Origin of the sequence: Pseudidiomarina sp. WS423, from assembly GCF_050750165.1 — a bacterium.
Taxonomy (GTDB): Bacteria; Pseudomonadota; Gammaproteobacteria; order Enterobacterales; family Alteromonadaceae; genus Pseudidiomarina; species Pseudidiomarina fusca.
The window spans coordinates 618,300-636,706 of the sequence record NZ_JBOJLN010000001.1 but is presented as its reverse complement, the minus strand read 5'-3'; the positions used below and the strand labels follow the sequence as shown (position 1 = coordinate 636,706).

Here is an 18,407-nt window from a genome sequence, read left to right as displayed (position 1 = left end):
CAAACGTTGCGTGCTAGGGAAAATCAATGAAAATAATAAGAACATTAAGCACTGCCTTGGCTTTTGTTGCTTTGTTAACGACAGTCCAAGTTTTGGCGCATGAGCGCACTATTTCTGATATTCAGGCAGAATTTCAATCGGGTAAGCTCACAAGCGTAGCACTGGTTGAAGAATATTACGCTACCATTAAAAAGCACAACTCCGACGGTGCTGATCTACGTGCTGTGATTAGTTTAATCGATTTAGATACCTTACGAGAGCAGGCGCGGCAGTTGGATAACGAGCTAGCTGCTGGTCATAGTCGCGGTGAATTGCACGGTATTCCGGTATTGTTGAAAGATAATATTGATACCGCAGACGGTCTCGCCAATACTGCCGGTTCGTATTTATTACGTGATCATATGCCCCCTGATGATGCCTTTATTGTGCAACGGCTTAGAGCAGCAGGGGCGATTATTATGGGCAAAGCCAATTTAAGCGAGTGGGCCAACTTCCGCTCCACCAACTCGGCATCGGGGTGGAGTAGTTTGGGCGGCTTGGTCAAAAACCCTTACGATACTAGCCGCACAGCTTGTGGCTCGAGCTCAGGTTCGGCGGTTGCAGTTAGCGCTAATTTCACAGTGCTGGCCGTAGGAACTGAAACCGATGGTAGCCTTATTTGTCCAGCAGCTATCAATGGAATTGTCACCATCAAACCTACGGTCGGGTTGCTAAGTCGCGATGGTATTATTCCTATCTCTGCGAGCCAGGATACAGCCGGGCCTATGGCTCGCAGTGTCACAGATGCGGTGTACATGCTTGATGCGATGGTAGGAAAAGATTCGGCTGATAGCGCCAGTTTTGCTCCGACCGCAAATTACAGTCGTCATTTGCGTGTCGATGGCTTGGCTGGGAAACGTATTGGTGTGGTGCGAGAGTTGATGGGCTACAACCAGGCGATGGATGCTATTTTTGCTGAGCGTTTAGAACAACTAAAAGAAGCCGGCGCAATTATAGTGGACGAGGTAAAATTCCCACAGGGACGTAACTGGGGTAACGACGAGTTCGCCGTTCTCTTATATGAGTTTAATCAAGGCATGACAGAGTACTTTGCCGCTAGCCCCCATACGCAGTATAGCTCGCTGCAAGACCTGCATGATGCAAACATAGCCCATGCTGAAACGACCATGCCTTGGTTTGGGCAAGAACTCTTTACTATGGCGCTAGCAGCTACGGATAAAGAGACTTACCTAACGGCGAAGAAAAGTGCACGAGAAAAAGCTGGTAAATTAGCCATAGATGCCGCTATGGCTGACTATGATCTTGATCTACTAATTGCCCCATCAGTGTCGCCAGCTTGGAAAATTGACTTGATCAATGGCGATAACTTTAGCGGGTCAGCCAGTGGTGCTGCAGCTGTCGCTGGTTATCCACATATCACGGTACCCATGGGATTTGTCGAACATTTGCCGGTCGGAATGAGTTTTTTTGGCACCGCAAAATCTGAACCCATTCTGATTGAAGCCGCCTATGCTTTTGAGCAGATAAGCCAAGCTCGTCGCGCACCTGTCTTGCGGTAGTAGCAGGCAAAGGGTGCTTCAAGGTATACTATGGGGCTAATGTATTAACAAGAGTTAGCCCCATGTCTGAGCTGTATCACTCGCCTGCTGGTCCATCCCCTGAAGTTACCAACGCCTATGCGTGGAACCGTCTCGTTTCCGTAGCCCCGATGCTGGATTGGACGGATCGCCACTGCCGTTACTTTCATCGACTGCTAAGTCAGCAGGTGGTGCTCTATACCGAGATGGTGACCACAGGTGCAATCATTCATGGCAAGGGCGATTTCTTACGATACGCTGCTGCTGAACAACCGCTAGTGCTGCAATTGGGAGGTAGTGATCCGGCCGCGATGGCGCACTGCACAGCTGTCGCTGCAGAACGTGGTTATCAAGAAGTGAATATTAATGTTGGTTGCCCATCAGATAGAGTTCAAAATGGTAGTTTTGGCGCCTGCCTCATGGCTGAGCCAGAAACCGTTGCCGCATGTGTTGCAGCCATGCAAGCAGCGGCACCAGAGACGGTGATTTCGGTTAAAACGCGGTTAGGTATAGATGAGCATGATAGTGACGACTATTTACAGCGTTTCTTAGAGCCGGTGATGGCTGCTGGGTGTCAATTTTTCACTCTACACGCCCGCAATGCGTGGTTAAAGGGCTTAAGCCCAAAACAAAATCGAGAAGTACCACCGTTGCGCTACGATCGTGTTTATCGCATGAAAGAGCGCTATCCCCAGTTACATATAACGTTGAACGGCGGGGTAAAGACTGTTGCTGAGATTCAACATCATTTAGAGTTTGTTGATGGTGTGATGATTGGCCGCGAAGCTTATCAAAATCCCACGCTACTTACTGAGTTTGATGCTCTGTGTGGTGACAGCCATCGCCCTGACTTACAACAAGTGATAGCGCAAATGGCTGACTATACTCAAGCCCATGTGGCTGAAGGCGGACGGGTCTGGCATGTTGTAAGGCATATGTTAGGACTGTTTCAAGGTGGCCCCGGTGCTAAACGTTGGCGTCAGGTCTTAAGCCAATACGGGCCTACAGCCAGTGATGCGCATGAGCTGTTGCAAATGGCTCTGCATGAGGTTGAAATAGCTCGTGAAAGAATTGCTCAAAAAATGGCGGATTACGCCAACGGTAGTTAAAAGTTGACATTAATTCTCAGCAAAGGCACTCCATCATCAGGGTGCCTTTTTTATTTATCTTTATAAAATACCTATTAATCATTGGTTTATGATAGTTGGCATGCTCTTTGCTTAAGTCTTAGTACCGAATCGTCGGTTTCACAATGGTACAAAAGGAGATAAGCAATGAAAACTTCAGTAACTATGTTGGTAGCATTAGGTGTCTTAGTAAGCCAGTTCTATGTAGGTGCAGCATCTGCACAAACAGCGGATCAAACCACCGATAATGTAGCGGTCGAACCGTTACTAACTGACTTAGTTCATGCCGATGCACAAGCTGTTAGTAGCTCAGTAAAGCAAGCAGCTGACAACGAACTCTTAGATTGGGTTAATGATATTAAGGTATCCTTGTCATTGCCTGCAATGGTTCGTAGTGCCGCTGATTATGCCAGTGAGATGTTGCCTAGCTTAACTGGTCAGCAGCCAGAATAAGGTGGTGGCATGCAGCAGAGTATCTTAGTTATGTTAATGATTGCGCCGGTAGTTGGTACCGTTGTTGCCGGTGCGGTCGTTACAGTTTCAGCTGCGGTGAGCGCCGGTAAATCTGAGTGATTGGAGATTAGAGCTGTGGTAGGCTGATGTTCCACCGCTCATAATCATAACAACAGAGGATACTGCCGCGTGAATAAATCCGTTACTTTCACTTATAGCTTGGCAGCACTTGGCGTAGCCAGTTTTCTTGGTCTAAGTGCTAGCAGCGCACTTGCACATGATGGTAAAGAAGGCCACAAACATTATACCGCCAGCGCAAAAGCGCATCAGATTGCGCAACAGAATTTAATTATTGATACCCATATTGATGTGCCTTATCGCTTAAAAAAGGATTGGGAAGATGTCACCAAGGCCACGGCTCGCGGTGATTTTGATTACCCGCGCGCCAAAGCAGGCGGTTTGAATGTACCTTTTATGTCAATTTACATTCCCGCGAATTTAGAGCGCACTCCCGGTGCTAGTTATCAGCTCGCGCATGAGTTAATTGATAGCATGGAAGCCCTTGCCTATCGAGCTCCAGGTAAATTTGCCCTAGCGGCAAGTGTTGACCAAGTGATGCAGCAGCAAGAGCGTGGCGTTATTTCTATCGCAATGGGGATGGAGAACGGCTCTCCGATAGAGGGTGACCTTAACAATTTGGTGAAATTCTACAACCGTGGCATTCGTTATATCACCTTAGCTCACAGTGAATCTAATCATATTGCTGATTCATCTTACGACATTCGCAAGCAGTGGAATGGTCTTAGCCCGTTCGGTAAAGAATTAGTAACAGCCATGAATGAGATTGGAGTGATGATAGACATATCTCATGTGTCCGATGATGCGTTTTGGCAGACCATCGAGTTATCCAAAGTGCCGGTCATTGCCTCGCATTCCTCCTTACGTAAATACACTCCCGGTTTTGAGCGAAACATGAGCGACGATATGATCAAAGCGCTCGCCGAAAACGGTGGAGTGATTATGATTAACTTCGGCTCATCTTTTGTAACCCAACAAGCCAACCGCTATGGTGCCATGATTCGTGGTCAAATCGAAAAAGTCCAAGAGCAATATGGCGCGGACTCTGACGAAGCCAAGCAACGTATAGCTGAGCTACGAGGCAAAAACCCTTATCCGTTTGCTACCTTAGAACAGGTACTTGATCATATTGACCATGTGAAAAACCTTGTGGGTATCGACTATATCGGCATAGGTTCGGACTATGATGGGGTGGGTGATTCTCTACCTGAAGGCCTAAAGGATGTGTCGAGCTATCCTAATTTGGTGCAAGGTCTTTTAGACCGTGGTTACAGCGAAGCAGACATCGAAAAGATTCTCTACAAGAATTTTGTTCGAGTATGGCGTGAGGTAGAAGCCTACGCTGCTGCAAACTAACAGCGATGCTCGTTGCTCGTCCGTTTGCGTTGCTCACTGTTCGGGTCTAGTTTTTTTTTCGAACAGCGTGAAACGCGGACGACCAGCGAAGCGCACGAATAACGAATAACGAATAACGAATAACGAATAACGAATAAAGAATAACGACGTTGCTTTTTAACTACGAAAGTGTATAATTCGCGGCCACAGTTGATGAACTCCTTGGAGCTCTCGCGACTGTAATTGGTTGCCACAGCAGTCCCGATAGGGGATTGAATGGATTTTCGTTGAAAATACCTCGCCCGGTATGTGCCAGGGTGTAGGTTTTTTTCTGTGCTCTTTTTTAAATGCTCTTTTATTGAGGCTTTGATTTTATTATGGCTAATCAAAGAATTCGGATTCGCTTGAAAGCGTTCGATCATCGTCTGATTGACCAGTCGACTGCAGAAATCGTAGAAACTGCAAAACGCACTGGTGCTCAGGTACGTGGTCCAATTCCACTGCCAACGCGCAAAGAACGTTTTACTGTGCTTATTTCTCCGCACGTAAACAAAGATGCGCGTGACCAGTACGAGATCCGTACCCATAAGCGTCTGATCGACATCATGGACCCAACTGACAAGACTGTTGACGCTTTAATGCGTTTAGATCTTGCTGCGGGTGTAGATGTACAGATCAGCTTGGGCTAAGCGGGCAGTAATAGGATTACACACGAGAGGTTTTAACAATGGCTATTGGTCTAGTCGGTCGTAAAGTAGGAATGACTCGCGTCTTCCAAGAAGACGGCGCTTCTGTACCTGTTACTGTGATCGAAGTGACAGCAAACCGTGTGACTCAGGTGAAAACTGAGGAAACTGACGGTTACCGCGCGCTTCAAGTGACTGCAGGTACTAAAAAAGCAAACCGTGTTACTAAACCACTTGCTGGTCACTTCGCAAAAGCGGGTGTTGAAGCAGGTCGCGGTCTCTGGGAATTCCGCCTAGAGGACGGTGAAGGTGAAGAATACGCAGTAGGTTCTGAAATTACTGTAGAAATTTTCGCAGACACCAAAAAAGTAGACGTTACCGGTACCTCAAAAGGTAAAGGTTTCCAAGGTGCTATTAAGCGCTGGAATTTCCGTACTCAGGACGCTACCCATGGTAACTCGTTGTCGCATCGCGCGCCGGGTTCTATCGGTCAAAACCAGTCTCCTGGTCGGGTTTTCAAAGGCAAGAAGATGGCAGGTCAGATGGGTAACAAACAAGTAACCGTACAAACTCTTGATGTAGTACGTGTTGACGCAGAGCGTGGTTTGTTGCTGATTCGTGGCGCTGTCCCTGGTGCTACTGGCGGCGATGTAATCATCAAGCCAGCAGTCAAGGCTAAGGCGTAACGTCTGAGGAGAATGGTGATGGAATTAACATTAAAAGACGCAAAAGGCGCTCTTGAAGTTTCCGAAGCTACCTTTGGACGTGAGTTCAACGAAGCTTTGATTCATCAGGTAGTAGTTGCCTATGCAGCTGGCGCTCGTCAGGGTACCAAAGCGCAAAAAACGCGTTCTGAAGTATCTGGCGGTGGCAAAAAGCCATGGCGTCAAAAAGGAACTGGCCGTGCTCGTGCTGGTACTATCCGTAGCCCTATTTGGCGCTCAGGTGGTACTACTTTCGCAGCGAAACCACGCAGCCACGACCAAAAAGTAAACAAGAAAATGTACCGCGGTGCAATGAAGAGCATCTTGTCTGAATTAGTTCGTCAAGATCGTCTAATCGTGGTTGAGAGCTTTGCAGTAGAAGCTCCAAAAACAAAAGAATTAGCAGCTAAACTGAAAGCTATGGATTTACACGATGTATTAATCGTGACTAAAGAAGTAGACGAGAACTTGTTCTTAGCATCACGTAACCTACACAAAGTAGACGTGCGTGACGTACAAGGTATCGACCCAGTAAGCCTGATTGCTTTTGAAAAAGTATTGATGACTGCTGACGCAGTGAAGCAAATTGAGGAGGTGTTATCATGATGCGCGAAGAACGTTTGCTGACTGTAATCCTAGCTCCTCATGTTTCTGAGAAGTCTACTATGACTGCAGAAACTGCTAACACTGTCGTGTTCAAAGTAGCAACGACTGCAACCAAAGCACAAATCAAAGCAGCAGTAGAAAAGCTGTTTGAAGTTGAGGTTGATAGCGTTCGTACTGTGAACGTAAAAGGCAAAACCAAACGTACCGGTATGCGCTTCGGTAAGCGTAGCGACTGGAAAAAAGCGTATGTCACCCTGAAAGAAGGTGCGGACATCGACTTCGTCGGCGGCGCTGAGTAACAGGAGGAATTCACATGGCATTAGTTAAGTGTAAGCCTACGTCTCCAGGTCGTCGCCACGTTGTTAAAGTGGTTAACGAAGACCTGTACAAAGGTAAGCCTTACGCCCCATTGTTGGATAAAAACAGCAAAAATGGTGGTCGTAACAACAATGGTCGTATTACTGTTCGTCATATCGGCGGTGGTCACAAGCATCACTACCGTATGGTTGACTTTAAACGCGACAAAGACGGCATCCCTGCAAAAGTAGAGCGTTTGGAATATGATCCAAACCGTTCAGCTAACATTGCATTGATTCTGTATGCAGACGGTGAGCGTCGTTACATTCTTGCTCCTAAGGGCATGAAAGCTGGCGATAAAGTACAGTCTGGTTCAGATGCACCAATCAAAGCGGGTAACGCTTTGCCACTGCGCAATATCCCAGTGGGTGCAGTTGTACACGCAATTGAAATGAAGCCTGGTAAAGGTGCTCAGCTAGCTCGTTCAGCTGGTGCGTCAGTACAGGTATTGGCTCGCGATGGCGCGTACGTAACAGTACGTCTGCGTTCTGGCGAAATGCGCCGAATTCAGGCGGATTGCCGTGCAACCATCGGTGAAGTAGGCAACGCAGAACACATGCTGCGTCAATTGGGTAAAGCTGGTGCGAAGCGCTGGCGTGGTGTTCGTCCTACCGTACGTGGTGTGGCGATGAACCCGGTTGATCACCCGCACGGTGGTGGTGAAGGTCGTACTTCTGGTGGTCGTCACCCGGTTACCCCATGGGGTACTCCGACTAAGGGTTATAAGACCCGTAAGAACAAGCGTACTGATAAGTTCATCGTACGTCGTCGCAACAAATAAGAGTTGAGGATTAGACATGCCACGTTCTCTTAAAAAAGGTCCATTTATCGACCTTCACCTATTGAATAAGGTGGAGAAAGCGTTGGAAGCCGGGGACAAAAAGCCAATTAAAACTTGGTCCCGTCGTTCAATGATTATCCCTGATATGATCGGCTTAACTATCGCTGTTCATAACGGTCGCCAGCACGTGCCAGTATTCGTTTCTGACGAAATGATTGGTCACAAGCTTGGTGAATTTGCACCAACCCGCACTTATCGTGGCCACGCCGCTGATAAGAAAGCCAAGAAACGCTAAGGGAGAGTTGAAATGGAAGCTATTGCTATTCACAAATTTGCTCGCCTATCAGCGCAGAAAGGCCGGTTGGTTGCTGACCAGATTCGCGGTTTACCAGTAGCGAAAGCTCTGGAAATTTTGGCTTACAGCCCTAAAGATGCAGCTGGCCTGCTGAAAAAGGTGTTGGAATCAGCCATTGCGAATGCTGAACACAACGAAGGTGCCGACATCGACGAGTTAAAAGTTGCAAAAGTAATGGTAGACGAAGGTCCTACTATGAAACGCATCATGCCTCGTGCGAAAGGTCGTGCTGATCGTATCTTTAAGCGTACCAGCCACATTACTGTGGTTGTATCGGATAGCTAGGAGATAAGTTATGGGTCAGAAAGTACATCCTAATGGTATTCGCCTAGGTATCACCAAACCATGGAATGCAACCTGGTTCGCGAATACAAAAGATTTTGCTGATAACCTGCACAGCGACCACTTGGTTCGTAAAATGTTGCAAAAAGAGCTGGCGGCAGCGTCAGTTTCTCGCATCGTTATCGAGCGTCCAGCTAAGAGCATCCGTGTAACTATCCACACAGCCCGTCCAGGTGTTGTGATTGGTAAGAAAGGCGAAGATGTAGAGAAATTGCGTCAAGCAGTTTCTAAATTGACTGGCGTTCCTGCGCAAATCAACATCTCAGAAGTACGCAAGCCTGAGCTTGACGCACAACTGGTTGGTGAAAACATCGCAGGCCAATTAGAGCGTCGTGTGATGTTCCGTCGTGCTATGAAGCGCGCGGTACAGAACGCAATGCGTCTTGGCGCTAAGGGTATCAAAGTGGAAGTAAGCGGTCGTTTAGGCGGCGCTGAAATCGCTCGTAGCGAGTGGTATCGTGAAGGTCGTGTTCCATTGCACACATTGCGTGCGGACATCGATTACGCTACTGCCGAAGCAAGCACCACTTACGGTATTATCGGCATTAAAGTTTGGATCTTCAAAGGCGAAGTTCTAGGCGGCATGCCAGTTGCTGAAGAAAAACCAGCAGCTCCAGCAAAACGCCCTAAAGGCCGTAAGTAAGGAGATACGATATGTTACAACCAAAGCGTACAAAATTCCGTAAGGTACACAAAGGCCGCAACCGTGGTCTGGCGCAAGCAGGTAACAAAGTTAGCTTCGGTACTTTCGGTTTAAAATCGGTTGAACGCGGTCGTATGACTGCGCGTCAAATCGAAGCAGCTCGTCGTGCCATGACGCGTCACGTGAAACGTCAAGGTAAGATTTGGATCCGCGTATTCCCAGACAAGCCAATTACTCAGAAGCCACTTGAAGTGCGTATGGGTAAAGGTAAAGGTAGCGTGGAATATTGGGTAGCTCAAATTCAGCCAGGTCGTGTCCTGTATGAAATGGACGGTGTTTCGGAAGAGATTGCTCGTGAAGCATTTACTCTTGCGGCACGTAAGCTGCCATTCAAAACCACCTTTGTGACTCGGACGGTGATGTAATGAAAGCGAACGAACTGAAAGAAAAAACCGTTGAGCAGCTGCAAGAAGAATTGCTAGGTTTGCGTCGTGAGCAGTTTAACCTGCGCATGCAAGCTGCAACTGGCCAGCTGAATCAAACTCACATGTTGAAGCAAGTGCGTCGTGATATCGCACGTGTTAAAACTATTCTGACTGAGAAGGCAGGTGCGTAATGGCTGAAGAAAAACGTATTCGTACTCTGCAAGGTCGTGTAACTAGCGACAAGATGGACAAGTCTATCACTGTTGCAGTAACTCGCCGTGTTAAACACCCGGTATATGGTAAGTACATTACCCGTACCACTAAGTTACACGCACACGACGAAAACAACGAGTGTAAAGCTGGCGATACCGTGATTATTCGCGAAACTCGTCCAGTATCTAAGACTAAGTCTTGGGCATTAGTTGAAATTGTAGAGCGCGCTGAAGTTATCTAATGGATTGCTCGTTTGAGTGATAAATTGATACTTAAGACGTAATAAACGAAAGCGAAAACGGCTCCATCTGGGGCCGTTTTTTTTGGCGTGAGAAAAAAATATTAAAATCATCTATAATTAAGGCACTTACGAACCATCACGCAAGGAATTGTGTATGCATAGTACGACGCCTGCAAGACTCAATCCGCCGGTCTTCTATTCGGCCGCTGGGCTTATCACCCTTATCTTACTTTTCTCGGCTATTTGGCCAGATATCGCAAATCAGCTCTTTCAAACGGTACAAGCAGCAATTATTGATAACGCCAGTTGGTTTTATGTGCTTGCGGTAGCAGTGATTCTATTGAGTGTGGTGTACTTGGGGTTTTCCCGTTTTGGTTTGATAAAATTGGGGCCTGACCATTCCGAACCTGATTACTCAAAAATAACTTGGTTTTCGATGCTATTTTCTGCGGGAATGGGTATTGGCCTCATGTTTTTTGGAGTAGCCGAACCTATCATGCATTTTCTGGCGCCTCCCGTAGCTGAAGCTGGTTCGGTAGAAGCTGCTCGCGAAGCCATGAAGATTACCTTTTTCCATTGGGGCTTACATGCATGGGCAATCTACGCCATCGTGGCACTGATCCTAGCCTTTTTTGCATACCGTCATGGCCTGCCGCTGACCTTAAGATCTGCCTTGTATCCGTTAATTGGAGATCGGATTTATGGGCCTATCGGCCACGCGGTGGATGTGTTCGCAGTTATCGGAACCGTATTTGGGGTCGCCACCTCGCTTGGCTATGGCGTAACACAAATTAATGCCGGAATTAATTATTTGTTTGATATTCCGGTGTCAAACTTAGTGCAAGTGTTGCTGATTATTGGCGTTACCTTGTTAGCCGTGATTTCTGTAACAACCGGCTTAGACAAGGGCATCCGCCGCTTATCTGAGTTAAATATGGGGCTGGCAGTGTTGCTGTTAGTCTTTGTTTTGGTTTTGGGCCCCACGGTTTTTCTATTACAAGCCTTTGTACAAAACACGGGTGCCTATGTTTCTGAAATTGTCAGTAACACCTTCAATTTATTCGCTTACCAAAAAACTGATTGGATTGGCGGTTGGACCGTTTTCTACTGGGGATGGTGGTTAAGTTGGGCACCATTTGTGGGCTTGTTCATCGCGCGGGTATCGCGCGGTCGAACCATTCGCGAGTTTGTACTCGGGGTGTTATTGGTACCGGCCGGTTTCACCTTAATGTGGATGACCTTTTTCGGTAATTCGGCTATTGATATGGTGCTTAACCAAGGCGCGGAAAGCTTAGGTAAGGCAGTGCAAGAAGATGTATCGGTAGCCCTGTTTGTCTTCTTAGAGCAGTTTCCATTTAGTACCGCATTATCCTTCATTGCGACTTTGATGGTGGTGGTTTTCTTTGTCACCTCTTCAGACTCAGGCTCAATGGTGGTAGATATGCTTTGTTCTAACGGGCGTGATGACACGCCGGTATGGCAACGGATCTTCTGGGCCAGTGGCGAGGGTATTGTGGCGATTATTCTGCTGCTAGCAGGTGGTTTAGGGGCGCTACAGACAATGACCATTGCTAGTGCCTTACCTTTTACCATTGTCCTGATGATAGCCACCTACGGTCTAATTAGGGCGTTGCGTGTTGATGTGCACAAAAAAGACACCTTGCAGAATAACTACCTCACAGCGTCGGCAATGAGCAATAAGAACTGGCGTGAACGATTGCACAATATCATCGATTTCCCTAGTAAAGCCGTGGGTGAACGCTTTTTAGTTCAAGTGATTACGCCAGCCTTTAAAGAGGTTGCTGAGGAGATGCGTGCCAGTGGCTTAACGGTCGTGTTGGACACAAATGAGCAAGGGCAAAAGACCTTTCGAGTTCAGCATGGCGACGAGATAGACTTTATTTACCAAGTGAAATTGGCTGCTCACATACAGCCAGCCTTTTTGCATATGGATGAGGTGAGTGCCACCGCGGCAGCTGTCGAGGTTGCCGAGGAGCAAAAATACTACCGAGCAGAGGTGCATTTGCGTGAGGGCGGGCAAGATTATGATGTGCTGGGTTGGTCGCGCGAAGCGGTTATTGGTGACCTAATAGATCACTATCACAAGCATATGCATTTTTTACATATTCTACGCTAAGGAGAAGTCCCTATGAAACCTACCTCGGTAGCACTAGCGCTAGCAACCCTTGTTAGTTTGAATACGAGTGAAGCTGTTGCACAAGATGCAGAAACAGCGGCTGAATTAAAAGCCGTAATGCAACAGTTACAACAACTGCAACAACGGGTTATTGAATTAGAGCAGAAACTTGCTGAGCAATCAGACTCAGCAGCAACGACTACAACAACAGCAACGACAAATGCCACAGCGAACCAACAAGTAGAGCAAGTGGCGGCGCGTCGACAAGCTAAAAGCTCGGCCTTGGCAGCACGTGTTGAACGTTTAGATGAGGATGTACAAGCAGCACAGAATGATCCTATCAGAATCGGTGGTGCTGTGCGCATGCAATACAAATGGGAAGATTATAACGATCCTCTTAAAGACCGCGGTGGTGATTTTGAATTTGATTTGGTCCGCATCGACTACAGCGGTGAAATAGGAGATGTCGTGCTGTCAGCACAGTATCGTTGGTTCCAGTACATGGATACGGTGCAACATGCATGGGTAGGTTACAACTTTTCTGAACAGTGGCAGGGACAATTGGGCGTCACTAAAGTGCCGTTTGGGATCACGCCCTATAATTCCAACAGCTACTTTTTTAGCTCGAACTTTTATGTAGGCCTTGAAGATGATCACGACTTAGGTGCCAAGCTACTTTACCGCAGTAGTGATTGGGACTTTGACGTTGCCTTTTTTAAAGGTGACGAAATGGGTGGCGTCAATGGCCTATCGCCAAGCAAAGCCGATCGTTATGCCTACGATGCCTTGGGCGTTCGTCTGGCTGGTGAAGGACTCTACGATGACCCTACTGCACTAGTGGCTGAATCGAATAGTGTGGCCTTGCGGGCGGCGCGTAAATACGACTTAGCCGCTGATAAGTCGGTTGAAATTGGTGCCAGCTGGCAGTTCGGTGATATGAATAACGGAACTGATAATATAGGTGAGCGGCAGGCATGGGCGGTGCACGGTGTCTACAATATCAATCGCTGGACCCTGATGGGGCAGGTGACTCAGTATGATTACGATATGGAACTAGCTGAACAAGGTATCGTTGTTGGTGCTTATGCTTATTACGATACGATTCCTAGCAAAGCGACTTTATATAGCGCTAACCTGGCCTATAGCCTTCCGGTGCAATGGGGACCTGTCACAAATCTTACCTTTTACAACGATTTTAGTTTAATGACGAATAAGCGCTTTTATACGGAAGATACGGTGATGAATGTGTTGGGCGTGGCTGTTAGCGCCGGTGGTTTGTATACTTATTTTGATTTAGTTACTGCGCGTAACCAACCGTTTGTAGGTGGCTCTATGAGTGGCGATAGCAAACAGACCAACACCCGTTTCAACGTCAATATAGGCTATTATTTTTAGTCAAAAATGAGTACAGTGGCTTTATTCAAACACTTGTTTAATTAGGGGTTAACGTGACGTCGCCATACACGCATTTATTTCAGCCGTTAGACTTAGGTTTTACTCAGATTAAAAATCGCATTTTAATGGGGTCTATGCACACAGGCCTTGAAGAAGAAAAAAATGGATTTGAAAAACTAGCGGCGTTTTATGCTGAACGAGCTAAGGGTGGCGTTGGGTTAATAGTTACTGGCGGTATTAGTCCGAATTTCCGTGGTCGTATCAGCCCTTTTGGGAGCGAGCTGAGTCGGCCTTGGCAAGTGGCCAAGCATCGAAAAATCACGACGGCTGTGCATCAACATGATGGCAAGATCTGTATGCAAATTTTGCATACAGGTCGCTATGCCTATCATCCTTTTTCAGTGGCTCCGAGTAAACTCAAAGCACCGATCACGCCGTTTACTCCGAAAGCGATGACAGAGCGGCAAATCCAAACCACCATCAAGCATTTTGCACGGGCCGCTAAACTGGCACAGAAAGCTGGTTATGATGGGGTTGAGGTAATGGGCTCTGAAGGCTATTTAATCAATCAGTTTATTTGTCCGCGCACTAATCAGCGTAACGATAAGTGGGGTGGCGAATTTGATAACAGAGCGCGTTTTCCGGTAGAAATTATTAAGGCTATTCGTGCTGCGGTAGGTCCTGAATTTATCATTATTTATCGATTGTCCATGTTAGACCTAGTGCCAGATGGTAATCAGTTCGATGAAGTGGTTGAGTTAGGTAAACGGGTAGAACAAGCCGGCGTGAATATTATTAATAGCGGTATTGGTTGGCATGAGGCACGGGTTCCTACCATTGTGACGTCGGTACCACGCGCTGCTTTTAGTTGGATAACCGCGCGGGTACGCAAACACCTATCGGTTCCAGTGGTTGCTGTGAACCGAATTAATACGCCCGAAATAGCCGAACAAATCTTGGCTAATGATGAAGCGGATATGGTGTCTATGGCTCGGCCACTGCTGGCTGACCCCCATTTTGTGAACAAGGCAGCAGCGAACCAAGCTCAACACATCAATACTTGTATTGCCTGTAACCAAGCCTGTTTAGATCATGTGTTTGAGAATAAACGAGCCAGTTGTTTAGTTAACCCACAAGCATGTTATGAAACCGAGTTGGTCTTTAAGCCAGTGCTACAGCCGAAGAAACTTGCGGTGGTAGGTGCAGGCCCAGCCGGATTAGAGTTCGCCTGTCGCGCTGCGGAACGAGGTCATGAGGTGCACCTATTTGATGGTAGTGACGACATTGGTGGGCAGTTTAACTACGCTAAACAAATTCCTGGTAAAGAAGAGTTTTATGAAACCTTGCGGTATTATAAGCAGCGCCTGCAAACAGCTGGAGTAAACGTGCACTTGGGCCAGCGACAAACTGCCGACAGTTTACAGCAACAAGGGTTCACCGAAGTGGTACTGGCAACGGGGGTAGTACCTCGTGAAGTAGCAATAAGCGGTAGTGATTCGCCTAAGGTCTTGGGTTACTTGGATGTGTTGCGTGATCATAAACCAGTGGGCAAACGTGTGGCCCTGATCGGTGCTGGAGGGATTGGCTTTGATGTGGCCGAGTATTTAACGACGGCAACATCGCCATCGCTTGATATTAAAGAATGGTCTGCGATTTGGGGCGTTGATGATAGCTATCAACAGCGGGGTGCTCTAGCCGCACCCAAAGCCGAGACAAGTGAACGTGAGGTGTATTTACTGCAACGTAAAACCAGTAAAGTTGGCGCTGGCTTAGGTAAAACCTCTGGCTGGGTGCATCGTGCTACGCTCAATAAAAAAGGCGTTAAAATGCTAGCTGGAGTGACCTATCAAAAAGTCACGGACGAAGGTTTATGGATCGAGCAAGATGGGCAAAGCCAACTACTTGAGGTTGACCACATTGTTATTTGTGCCGGGCAAGTACCTCAGCGAGAACTGCAGCAGCAATTAGAGCAAGCGGGGATGCAAGTACATTTAATTGGTGGGGCCGATGTTGCAGCTGAACTGGATGCCAAACGAGCCATTCGTCAAGGGGCTGAATTGGCTGCTAAGATATGACCCTTTGTTACGATCTGCATTGTCATAGTAATTATTCTGATGGCGGCTTAACTCCTGCGGATCTCGTGGCGCGGGCTCATCACTATGGTGTGACCCATTTGGCGATTACTGATCACGATACCATTGATGCTCTGCCCGTGGCGCGTGTGGCAATAACGCAACAGCAGTTGCCACTGACGTTGGTGAACGGCGTTGAATTAACCTGCCGTTGGCAGCAACATGAAATTCATTTGGTCGGGGTGAATTTTGATGCCGAAGACGATAAGTTACGTCAATTGCTAGCGCAGCAGCAGCAGGTCAGGCGCGACCGTTACGCCGGTATGGTGGCTAAGCTTGCCAAAGCAGGTATTGCAATTGAGCCGCCCCTAGCAGAACAACTGACCATGCCAACGCGCAAGCATTTGGCTGAGGCTTTGCTCGAAGGTGGCTGGGTTAGTAGCTTTGAAGCCGCATTTCGGCGTTATTTAGGCAAAGGACAACAAGCCTATGTTGCAGCTGAGTGGGTTGATTTAGCAACTGCGATTGCGACGATCAAAGCAGCAGGGGGGACCACTGTATTGGCGCATCCTCACGCTTATCAGTTAAGTAACAAGTGGTTGCGGCGGTTATTGCAAGACGCCAAGGCCGATAATCTCGATGCCTTAGAAGTAGCCATAGGCGCACAAAGCCCTGGACACCGAGAAGCGTTGGCAACCTTTGCTAGTGAAATCGGCTTGCTGGCGTCGGCTGGTTCAGATTTCCATAATCCAGGTAGGTGGCGTGAGTTAGGCAAAAATCTTTGTCTACCAGCACACTGTGTGCCAATATGGAATACATGGCAGTAAGTTAATTTAAACCCTCGTAATAAGTTGAAGTGATATGAGCCAGTATTTCAGTATTCATTCAGAAAATCCGCAAGCGCGGCTGATACAGCAGGCTGTACAGATTATTATGCGCGGTGGGGTAGCCGTTTATCCTACCGACTCGGGTTATGCGATTGGCTGCCGTATCGGTGATAAAAATGCGATGGAACGTATCTGTCAAATTCGTGATATCGATAAAGAGCATAATTTCACCCTCATGTGCCGTGATTTATCGGAGTTATCAACTTACGCAAGAGTTGATAATACCGCCTTTAGGTTACTCAAGAATAATACTCCAGGGCGCTACACCTTTATTCTTAAGGGCACCAAAGAAGTGCCAAGGCGCTTACTTAATCCTAAGCGTAAAACGATTGGTATTCGAGTGTCCGATGACCCTATCACGATGGCTTTATTGGAAGCCATGGGCGAACCAATCATGTCGACGAGTTTAGTCTTGGGGCAGAATGAATTTGCCGAGTCGGATCCCTACGAAATTCGTGAACGACTTGAGCGTCAGGTGGATGTGATCATAGATGGTGGACATCGTGGTGAAGAGCCAACAACCGTGATTGATATGGCCGACGATGAAGTTAAGGTAAGCCGGGTTGGTGCAGGTGATATCACGCCCTTTGCAGATTAGTAGGTGTCATGATGCCGGCTGAGCAGCAATCACTCCCGTTGGGTTTTGTTCGTGGTGAACCCGTTATTGAAAAACCGGAAGATCTTTATATTCCGCCAGAGGCACTAGAGCTTATCCTCGAGAGTTTTTCTGGGCCGATGGACCTGCTTTTGTATTTAATTCGGCGGCAGCAATTAGATATTGTCGAACTGCCTATCCTCCCCATAACTCAGCAATACATGGAATATGTGGCCATGATGAAAGAGCTGAAGTTAGAGTTAGCAGCAGATTATCTCGTGATGGCAGCAATCTTGGCCGAGATTAAAAGCCGGATGTTGCTACCTAAGCCGGTTGCTGATGACGATGACGAGATCGACCCACGAGCGGAATTGGTGCGGCGCCTCCAAGAATACGAAGCCATTAGACAGGGAGCTGCGCAGCTTGAGCAATTACCACAGGCAGGGCGCGATTTTTCACCGATACAATTAGCTACGGACGTACGAGACCAGCTTGAATTACCAGAACCTAACGTCAGCTTGGCTGAATTGGCACTGGCTTTTAGTCAAGCATTGGCAACGGCGCAATTACAGCATCACCATCAAGTAGAACGAGAAAAGTTATCAACGCGCGAACGTATGAGCCGAATTCTTGATCTCTTACAGACTAAGCCTCGCATTCGACTGCAAGAGATTTTTACTGCTGCCGAGGGCCGACAGGGGGTAGTGGTTAGTTTCTTAGCTACCTTAGAATTAGTTAAAGAAGCCTTGATTGAGGTGGTCCAAGTGGAACCCTTCAGCGACATCTATCTATCGCAACGAGTAACTGCCGATGCAATTGAGACAGCTTAAGCAAGCTTTGGAAGCACTCTTGTTTGTTACCGAGCAACCGCTGTCTGAACAGCAGTTGTTAGCTTACTTTGCTCCTGAACAAGTGTCTAAAAAACAGTTGCTTGCGGTATTGGACGAATTACGACAAGACTATGCGGAGCGAGGTGTGCAACTGCAACAAGTTGCATCTGGTTATAGATTTCAGACGCGCACCGAATTGGGTGGTATAATAAGCCGTTTGTGGCAAGAAAAGCCGCCGCGGTACTCGCAAGCTTTACTAGAAACCTTAGCACTGATTGCCTACCGACAACCCATTACACGCGGCGATATTGAAGAAATCCGCGGGGTTAGTGTGAGTTCGCAAATCATGAAAACCTTGCAAGAACGCGGTTGGGTTAAGGTAGTCGGGCATCGAGAAGTACCCGGGCGCCCCCAGCTTTATGCCACTACAAGCGAATTTCTGGACTATTTTAGTTTACAGGATTTATCCGAATTACCGGCTATTCCCGACGCTCCGGCGCCGCTCAGGAATAGCGCGCAAGCAGCTCAGATACCCGCTGAGACAGCGACAGATATAGAGTAAATGCTA

Annotated in this window: 22 protein-coding genes; all 22 read left to right on the top strand. The window is 47.5% G+C overall.

What is annotated here, in order from left to right; translation table 11 throughout:
- The first annotated feature begins 26 nt into the window (after positions 1 to 26).
- The 22 genes from ACQ661_RS02955 to scpB all read left to right on the top strand — a co-directional run bounded on the left by ACQ661_RS02955 (position 27) and on the right by scpB (position 18,401).
- Positions 27 to 1,559: an amidase gene (locus tag ACQ661_RS02955; protein WP_431667554.1), complete on the top strand. Its 1,533-nt coding sequence runs from the start codon at positions 27 to 29 to the stop codon at positions 1,557 to 1,559.
- Positions 1,560 to 1,621: 62 nt separating this feature from the next.
- Positions 1,622 to 2,686: a tRNA dihydrouridine(20/20a) synthase DusA gene (dusA, locus tag ACQ661_RS02950; protein ID WP_110076181.1), complete on the top strand. Its 1,065-nt coding sequence runs from the start codon at positions 1,622 to 1,624 to the stop codon at positions 2,684 to 2,686.
- 165 nt (positions 2,687 to 2,851) lie between these two features.
- Positions 2,852 to 3,157: a hypothetical protein gene (locus ACQ661_RS02945; RefSeq protein WP_110076182.1), complete on the top strand. Its 306-nt coding sequence runs from the start codon at positions 2,852 to 2,854 to the stop codon at positions 3,155 to 3,157.
- Between the two features lie 189 nt (positions 3,158 to 3,346).
- Positions 3,347 to 4,591, top strand: a complete 1,245-nt coding sequence (locus ACQ661_RS02940) for a dipeptidase (protein ID WP_431667553.1) — start codon at positions 3,347 to 3,349, stop codon at positions 4,589 to 4,591.
- Between the two features lie 356 nt (positions 4,592 to 4,947).
- Complete coding sequence (gene rpsJ / locus ACQ661_RS02935; RefSeq protein WP_008488677.1) at positions 4,948 to 5,259, top strand: 30S ribosomal protein S10; 312 nt, start codon at positions 4,948 to 4,950, stop codon at positions 5,257 to 5,259.
- Between the two features lie 38 nt (positions 5,260 to 5,297).
- Positions 5,298 to 5,942, top strand: coding sequence for a 50S ribosomal protein L3 (gene rplC, locus ACQ661_RS02930; RefSeq protein WP_110076183.1), 645 nt, complete (start codon positions 5,298 to 5,300; stop codon positions 5,940 to 5,942).
- Positions 5,943 to 5,960: 18 nt separating this feature from the next.
- Positions 5,961 to 6,566, top strand: a complete 606-nt coding sequence (gene rplD / locus ACQ661_RS02925) for a 50S ribosomal protein L4 (protein ID WP_110076184.1) — start codon at positions 5,961 to 5,963, stop codon at positions 6,564 to 6,566.
- Positions 6,563 to 6,865, top strand: coding sequence for a 50S ribosomal protein L23 (rplW, locus tag ACQ661_RS02920; protein ID WP_110076185.1), 303 nt, complete (start codon positions 6,563 to 6,565; stop codon positions 6,863 to 6,865). The genes rplD and rplW overlap by 4 nt, the downstream gene beginning before the upstream one ends.
- 14 nt (positions 6,866 to 6,879) lie before the next feature.
- Positions 6,880 to 7,704: a 50S ribosomal protein L2 gene (rplB, locus tag ACQ661_RS02915; RefSeq protein WP_110076186.1), complete on the top strand. Its 825-nt coding sequence runs from the start codon at positions 6,880 to 6,882 to the stop codon at positions 7,702 to 7,704.
- A 16-nt stretch (positions 7,705 to 7,720) separates the two neighbouring features.
- Positions 7,721 to 7,999 (top strand): 30S ribosomal protein S19, encoded by a 279-nt coding sequence (gene rpsS, locus ACQ661_RS02910; protein WP_026860408.1) that lies wholly within the window; start codon positions 7,721 to 7,723, stop codon positions 7,997 to 7,999.
- Between the two features lie 12 nt (positions 8,000 to 8,011).
- Positions 8,012 to 8,344, top strand: a complete 333-nt coding sequence (gene rplV, locus ACQ661_RS02905; RefSeq protein ID WP_110076187.1) for a 50S ribosomal protein L22 — start codon at positions 8,012 to 8,014, stop codon at positions 8,342 to 8,344.
- A gap of 10 nt (positions 8,345 to 8,354) precedes the next feature.
- Complete coding sequence (gene rpsC / locus ACQ661_RS02900; protein ID WP_110076188.1) at positions 8,355 to 9,044, top strand: 30S ribosomal protein S3; 690 nt, start codon at positions 8,355 to 8,357, stop codon at positions 9,042 to 9,044.
- A gap of 11 nt (positions 9,045 to 9,055) precedes the next feature.
- Positions 9,056 to 9,469, top strand: a complete 414-nt coding sequence (gene rplP / locus ACQ661_RS02895) for a 50S ribosomal protein L16 (protein ID WP_110076189.1) — start codon at positions 9,056 to 9,058, stop codon at positions 9,467 to 9,469.
- A complete protein-coding gene (gene rpmC, locus ACQ661_RS02890) occupies positions 9,469 to 9,660 on the top strand; it encodes a 50S ribosomal protein L29 (RefSeq protein WP_110076190.1) in 192 nt (63 codons plus the stop codon). Before rplP ends, rpmC begins: the two co-directional genes overlap by 1 nt.
- Complete coding sequence (rpsQ, locus tag ACQ661_RS02885) at positions 9,660 to 9,923, top strand: 30S ribosomal protein S17 (protein ID WP_110076191.1); 264 nt, start codon at positions 9,660 to 9,662, stop codon at positions 9,921 to 9,923. Before rpmC ends, rpsQ begins: the two co-directional genes overlap by 1 nt.
- Positions 9,924 to 10,077: 154 nt before the next feature.
- Positions 10,078 to 12,060 (top strand): BCCT family transporter, encoded by a 1,983-nt coding sequence (locus ACQ661_RS02880; RefSeq protein WP_431667549.1) that lies wholly within the window; start codon positions 10,078 to 10,080, stop codon positions 12,058 to 12,060.
- Between the two features lie 12 nt (positions 12,061 to 12,072).
- Positions 12,073 to 13,455 (top strand): carbohydrate porin, encoded by a 1,383-nt coding sequence (locus tag ACQ661_RS02875; RefSeq protein ID WP_431667548.1) that lies wholly within the window; start codon positions 12,073 to 12,075, stop codon positions 13,453 to 13,455.
- A 53-nt stretch (positions 13,456 to 13,508) separates the two neighbouring features.
- Positions 13,509 to 15,530 (top strand): FAD-dependent oxidoreductase, encoded by a 2,022-nt coding sequence (locus ACQ661_RS02870; RefSeq protein ID WP_431667546.1) that lies wholly within the window; start codon positions 13,509 to 13,511, stop codon positions 15,528 to 15,530.
- The gene (locus ACQ661_RS02865) at positions 15,527 to 16,354 is read left to right on the top strand and encodes a PHP domain-containing protein (protein ID WP_431667544.1); all 828 of its coding nucleotides are present in this window, start codon (positions 15,527 to 15,529) and stop codon (positions 16,352 to 16,354) included. The genes ACQ661_RS02870 and ACQ661_RS02865 overlap by 4 nt, the downstream gene beginning before the upstream one ends.
- 34 nt (positions 16,355 to 16,388) lie before the next feature.
- Positions 16,389 to 17,012 (top strand): L-threonylcarbamoyladenylate synthase, encoded by a 624-nt coding sequence (locus tag ACQ661_RS02860; RefSeq protein ID WP_110076195.1) that lies wholly within the window; start codon positions 16,389 to 16,391, stop codon positions 17,010 to 17,012.
- 8 nt (positions 17,013 to 17,020) lie between these two features.
- Positions 17,021 to 17,839 (top strand): segregation and condensation protein A, encoded by an 819-nt coding sequence (locus ACQ661_RS02855; RefSeq protein ID WP_375152911.1) that lies wholly within the window; start codon positions 17,021 to 17,023, stop codon positions 17,837 to 17,839.
- A complete protein-coding gene (gene scpB, locus ACQ661_RS02850; protein ID WP_110076197.1) occupies positions 17,820 to 18,401 on the top strand; it encodes an SMC-Scp complex subunit ScpB in 582 nt (193 codons plus the stop codon). The genes ACQ661_RS02855 and scpB overlap by 20 nt, the downstream gene beginning before the upstream one ends.
- Positions 18,402 to 18,407 lie beyond the last annotated feature (6 nt).

What these genes read in the sequence shown, in the direction of transcription:
- ACQ661_RS02955 (WP_431667554.1), top strand. Translation starts at nt 27, where the DNA reads ATGAAAATAATAAGAACATTAAGCACTGCCTTGGCTTTTGTTGCTTTG.
- dusA (WP_110076181.1), top strand. Translation starts at nt 1,622, where the DNA reads ATGTCTGAGCTGTATCACTCGCCTGCTGGTCCATCCCCTGAAGTTACC.
- ACQ661_RS02945 (WP_110076182.1), top strand. Translation starts at nt 2,852, where the DNA reads ATGAAAACTTCAGTAACTATGTTGGTAGCATTAGGTGTCTTAGTAAGC.
- rpsJ (WP_008488677.1), top strand. Translation starts at nt 4,948, where the DNA reads ATGGCTAATCAAAGAATTCGGATTCGCTTGAAAGCGTTCGATCATCGT.
- rplC (WP_110076183.1), top strand. Translation starts at nt 5,298, where the DNA reads ATGGCTATTGGTCTAGTCGGTCGTAAAGTAGGAATGACTCGCGTCTTC.
- rplD (WP_110076184.1), top strand. Translation starts at nt 5,961, where the DNA reads ATGGAATTAACATTAAAAGACGCAAAAGGCGCTCTTGAAGTTTCCGAA.
- rplW (WP_110076185.1), top strand. Translation starts at nt 6,563, where the DNA reads ATGATGCGCGAAGAACGTTTGCTGACTGTAATCCTAGCTCCTCATGTT.
- rplB (WP_110076186.1), top strand. Translation starts at nt 6,880, where the DNA reads ATGGCATTAGTTAAGTGTAAGCCTACGTCTCCAGGTCGTCGCCACGTT.
- rpsS (WP_026860408.1), top strand. Translation starts at nt 7,721, where the DNA reads ATGCCACGTTCTCTTAAAAAAGGTCCATTTATCGACCTTCACCTATTG.
- rplV (WP_110076187.1), top strand. Translation starts at nt 8,012, where the DNA reads ATGGAAGCTATTGCTATTCACAAATTTGCTCGCCTATCAGCGCAGAAA.
- rpsC (WP_110076188.1), top strand. Translation starts at nt 8,355, where the DNA reads ATGGGTCAGAAAGTACATCCTAATGGTATTCGCCTAGGTATCACCAAA.
- rplP (WP_110076189.1), top strand. Translation starts at nt 9,056, where the DNA reads ATGTTACAACCAAAGCGTACAAAATTCCGTAAGGTACACAAAGGCCGC.
- rpmC (WP_110076190.1), top strand. Translation starts at nt 9,469, where the DNA reads ATGAAAGCGAACGAACTGAAAGAAAAAACCGTTGAGCAGCTGCAAGAA.
- rpsQ (WP_110076191.1), top strand. Translation starts at nt 9,660, where the DNA reads ATGGCTGAAGAAAAACGTATTCGTACTCTGCAAGGTCGTGTAACTAGC.
- ACQ661_RS02880 (WP_431667549.1), top strand. Translation starts at nt 10,078, where the DNA reads ATGCATAGTACGACGCCTGCAAGACTCAATCCGCCGGTCTTCTATTCG.
- ACQ661_RS02875 (WP_431667548.1), top strand. Translation starts at nt 12,073, where the DNA reads ATGAAACCTACCTCGGTAGCACTAGCGCTAGCAACCCTTGTTAGTTTG.
- ACQ661_RS02865 (WP_431667544.1), top strand. Translation starts at nt 15,527, where the DNA reads ATGACCCTTTGTTACGATCTGCATTGTCATAGTAATTATTCTGATGGC.
- ACQ661_RS02860 (WP_110076195.1), top strand. Translation starts at nt 16,389, where the DNA reads ATGAGCCAGTATTTCAGTATTCATTCAGAAAATCCGCAAGCGCGGCTG.
- ACQ661_RS02855 (WP_375152911.1), top strand. Translation starts at nt 17,021, where the DNA reads ATGATGCCGGCTGAGCAGCAATCACTCCCGTTGGGTTTTGTTCGTGGT.
- scpB (WP_110076197.1), top strand. Translation starts at nt 17,820, where the DNA reads ATGCAATTGAGACAGCTTAAGCAAGCTTTGGAAGCACTCTTGTTTGTT.